4 protein-coding genes and 1 pseudogene are annotated in these 4,253 nt (G+C 34.0%); 3 read left to right on the top strand and 2 right to left on the bottom strand.

Going from position 1 to position 4,253, the window contains the following annotated elements; genetic code table 11:
- Positions 1 to 36: 36 nt before the first annotated feature.
- Positions 37 to 216, top strand: a pseudogene (locus tag AC1DRF_RS17880) (IS3 family transposase); the annotation flags it as partial.
- A 47-nt stretch (positions 217 to 263) separates the two neighbouring features.
- Here the strand turns inward: AC1DRF_RS17880 and AC1DRF_RS17875 are convergent.
- Entirely contained in the window at positions 264 to 473 is a 210-nt protein-coding gene (locus tag AC1DRF_RS17875) for a hypothetical protein (RefSeq protein WP_097823045.1), read from the bottom strand.
- Between the two features lie 139 nt (positions 474 to 612).
- Positions 613 to 1,794 (bottom strand): cation:proton antiporter, encoded by a 1,182-nt coding sequence (locus AC1DRF_RS17870; RefSeq protein WP_477741300.1) that lies wholly within the window; start codon positions 1,792 to 1,794, stop codon positions 613 to 615.
- 582 nt (positions 1,795 to 2,376) lie between these two features.
- Here AC1DRF_RS17870 and AC1DRF_RS17865 point away from each other — a divergent pair.
- Positions 2,377 to 3,645 (top strand): glycosyltransferase, encoded by a 1,269-nt coding sequence (locus AC1DRF_RS17865; RefSeq protein WP_477741299.1) that lies wholly within the window; start codon positions 2,377 to 2,379, stop codon positions 3,643 to 3,645.
- Positions 3,646 to 3,826: 181 nt separating this feature from the next.
- Positions 3,827 to 4,253: FUSC family protein (locus tag AC1DRF_RS17860; protein ID WP_477741298.1), on the top strand; the 427-nt coding region annotated here is incomplete at its 3' end.

The raw sequence follows: 4,253 nt of genomic DNA, 5'->3' as shown, positions 1-4,253 counted from the left end.
GAGCTATCCAGTAGAAGTGAAATTAAAAGCAATTGAATTGAATCGTTTCATTCCAGCCTGAAGTCTGAAACATTTTACCTCGATGAGTTAACATGTACTACGACTGACATCGTAGAACAAACTGTCGAAAGCTATATTATTTATTATAACCATATCCGTATTCAAACAAAACTAAATAACCAGTCACCGGTACAATACCGAAAACTGGCTGTTTAAAAGGTGTTTTGATCCTTGTCTCGAAATCAGGGGTCCTTCCCATATAACTAAGTGCTTTTTGATGAATGATGAGCAAGTTTCTGTTTCACCGTTAGAACAATCATAAAAACGCCTATGATACTTAATATGCTCTCTAGAACGTAGAATTGATGTTCTTTTATATATCCCATAACGCATTGGCTACCAAAGATCAGAAATAAAACAGCTCCTAAATAAAACGAAGGATTTTTAATACACCAACTCATTTTTGATTCCATCTAATTCCTCCTTGTACGCTGTCTATCGCGTATTTATTGTATGTCTACTAAGAAAGGAGTAAGGTTGCTTCTTATGGATCTACGAGTGGGTGTAAGAAAAGTTTCAAAAATAACATCAACTCTCTTTTAGTATAGGCGTTTATTTTACATTCAAAAATGAAACTAATTTTTTTAGTGTTGTTCCTTGAACAAGAAGAGAAAAGACTACATTACTAAATGTCATGGCTAATAACAGATTTTTCCCTTCAAATTCGGGTGTAATGCCTAAAACAARCGCAATTGAAAGAGAGCCTTTTAACCCTCCCCACGAAATAATAGGTTTCCATGAAGTTGGAATGGATTTATCAAAAGCTAAGCTTATATAGACAGCGAGAAAACGTGCTAAAAGAACAATAAGAATACTTCCAACGATAAGCCATCCTTTGTCTAAAAAATCAATACGACTTACTTCTAATCCTACCAGTAAGAAAATAAGCGCATTAGAGAGAAAAGCAATCGTTTCCCAGAAGGAATTCACTTTTTCATGTGTTAGATCTGACATACCTACGTTTCGTCCATAAGTTCCTAAGATTACGCCACCTACTACCACAGATATTACCCCAGAAACATCAAAGTGTTCAGCAAGCTGAAACGTACCATAAAATAGAACCATTGATAATCCAGTCTCCACTAAGTAATGATCAATCTTAGATGTAATACGAGAAGCTAATAAACCAAACACTCCACCAATCAATATGCCTCCACTTACAACTTTCAGAAATTCAAGCAGCGCATTCAATGTACCTGTTAAGCTCAAGGCAGTAGTTACCACAGCAATTTGAAATAGTACAACAGCAACTCCATCATTTGCTAAACTTTCTCCTTCGACCACAATGGAGAGGCGCTTGTTTAGGCCCATTGACTTAAAAATACTTAGAACGGATACAGGGTCAGTAGCTGCCATAAGTGCACCGAAAATTAAGGCTTCCTGTAAAGAAAGGTGCAAGAAAAAATAAGTAGAAGCAGCAACTAGTAAGAAGGTAAGAAATGTGCCTAAAAAAGCTAATAAAGAAATAGATTTCTTATTACGTTTTAGTTCATCAAAAGGCAGTTTAAGTGCTGCATCCCCTAACAAAGCTGATAAAAAGATAAAAATAACGGTCGTTTGAAACACGGTATCATTGGCTGCATAACTTTTTATTTCTCCCAATGCAGGAATTGGTACCAAACCAATGATTAATCCTATTACTACAAGAAAAGTGGGATAAGGTTGTTTCATTTTTTCTGCGATAAATACTACACCTATAGCGATAGCTAATAAAATAATCCAATATGTAACCATTCTTATGCTCCTTTGTCTCTTTAAAACTAAAATTATGCTTCATGTGCCAAGTATTGGTAAGGGTACATTCTCTTTAGGGATAGGTTTCTGTTCACCTGGAGAGATGTACTGCTTTACTAATTCTTGTTTCAATAATACGCGATCCTTATAACTTTGTTTATTATAGATGATATTTTCCTAAGGTATCATTATATAAGTAATAAATTACTTATATAATGATAAATAGTATAAATTTGAATACAATTTTAATCATAGAAAAGTAAGTTTGTGCTTACGAACATGCAAGAAGAGAAAGGTTGTTTCCTCTTAGTGAGGAAACAACCTTTAACATAGCTTACATACATTATGTGTAATATAAAGTTTCCCTCAATCAAAAGATATAAATACCGATTTAAAAATAAATCGTAAACCTTTTAAAGCTGCTTGATTGTGAATGCAAGAACTATCGCAAACCGTAAGACATTATCATTTAACTTAACGAAATCAAAAATTAAATAAATAAGAAAAATTCATACATAAGCTAAAATATAGTTGCAGCAAAACAAAAAAAATAAGTTATTATTTATTGTGGGGGTGAAAATTATGAAAGTAGCAATTTTAACGTTAGGCAGTAGAGGAGATGTACAGCCTTATATTGCACTTGCTCGAGAAATGATTAAGAATGGGCATGAAGTAGTTATTTGTACAGGTGCGACGTTTCAACGTTTTATTGAAGAAAATAGGGTTTCTTTTCATCCCGCTTCTACTGATTTGATGGCAATAATGGAKAGCGAGGAAGGAAGAGATATACTTAATGGTAAAAGGTTTTCACCTTTTAAGATAATGAAGTTTTTAAAAGAAAAAATTGCTCCATCCTACAGAAAAAGTATGGATGATTTTTATCAGGCTTCCCAAGGAGCAGATTTAATCATTTATCATCCTAAAGCTCTTGGTGCGGTTGATATTGCTCTATACTATCATATTCCTTGCATTTGCTTACCGCCCGTTCCAATTATGTATCCAATTACAGAGTTCCCAAATTTCTCTTTATCGTCGAAAAAAAGCTTTGGCTCTACATTAAATAGATTATCCTACAAGCTAATAAAATTCAGTGAATACCCTTTTATGAAAGAAATTAACGATTTTAGAGAAAAAACGTTAAAATTTCCAAAGAGAAAAGCAGGACTTTACACATATGACGTAAACGGTGTACCTATTTCTATACTTTATCCGATTAGTCCTTTTCTTTTCAAAGAAGTAGAGAGTTGGAAAGGTTCTGTATTTCTATCAGGGTTTTTCTTTTTAGATGTAGAGAAAGAGATGCTACCCAATGAAATAGAAAACTTTCTAGAAAAAGGAAAGAAGCCTATTGTAGTATCATTTAGTTCTATGCCTTTAAAGAGTCCGTCAATTTTTAAACAAAAGTTAGTTCAGGCATTAAGGGAGACGGACAATCGCGCAATAGTGTTAACAGGAACAAGCGGTATGAAGTTTAATCAACAAGAGAATATACTTGCCGTTAAAGATGCATCCCATAGACTTTTATTTAAACGTGCTAAAGGCATTATTCATCATGGAGGTGTTGGAACAATGTCTGAAGCTTTACTGAGTGGCGTACCACAAATTATCATTCCGTTTACAGTGGATCAACCGTTTTGGGCAAATCTCCTCTATAAAAAAGGGTATTCACTAAAGCCGTTACAAGAAAAAAATCTCCAGGTATTCGAATTGGTTCAGGCGTTAGAACAAGTAGAAAATAAAGAGTATATTGAAAACGCTCAACAAATAAAAAGCATCATTCAATCGGAAAATGGTGTATACCAAGCGGTGAAACATATAGAAAGCGTAGTACATAAATTGCGGGATAAATAGATGGGTTGAAGGATAGCTAAACAGCAAGTATGTGTTTTAAGAGAAGGGTCTTATCCAATCAACTCTTATATATGAAAACGGCTTTGTTTGTAATAAAGTTACCTTCTCCAGTCAATAGTAAGTAACGGCAGGAAGTGACTGTAAGTTGGCTTACATACACAGGTGTAGAAGAGGAGTTTTTATGGATATAAATAAGGGAAAGCAAAAGCTCGAACTAATAAAAGGATTAATACTTATAGCTAAAATATCTATAGCTTCTGGTATATCGTGGGAACTGGCAAAAATGTTAGGCTCTAAACATCCTTATTTGGCGCCTTTAACCGTGATTCTTTCTATTCAAGAAACCATCCAGCATTCTGCTGTGTATGCTTTTTATCGAATTATCGGCACTCTTTTTGGAATTGCTGCTACGATTTTTATCATTAAACATTTAGAAGTAAACGGGTGGACAATAGGGTTATTATTAACAATGGGAATGGTGCTTCCTGTTGTACTAAGGCTACATAAGACGATCATTCATCAAATTGCTCTTACCATTTTATTAGTTTTTGTATTCGTTCATAAAACAAATTATTATGTCTCTGATCGAATAAGAGACACGATTATAG

It is taken from the genome of Priestia sp. P5_B4 (genome assembly GCF_056400385.1).
This window is presented reverse-complemented; position numbering and strand designations above follow the sequence as displayed.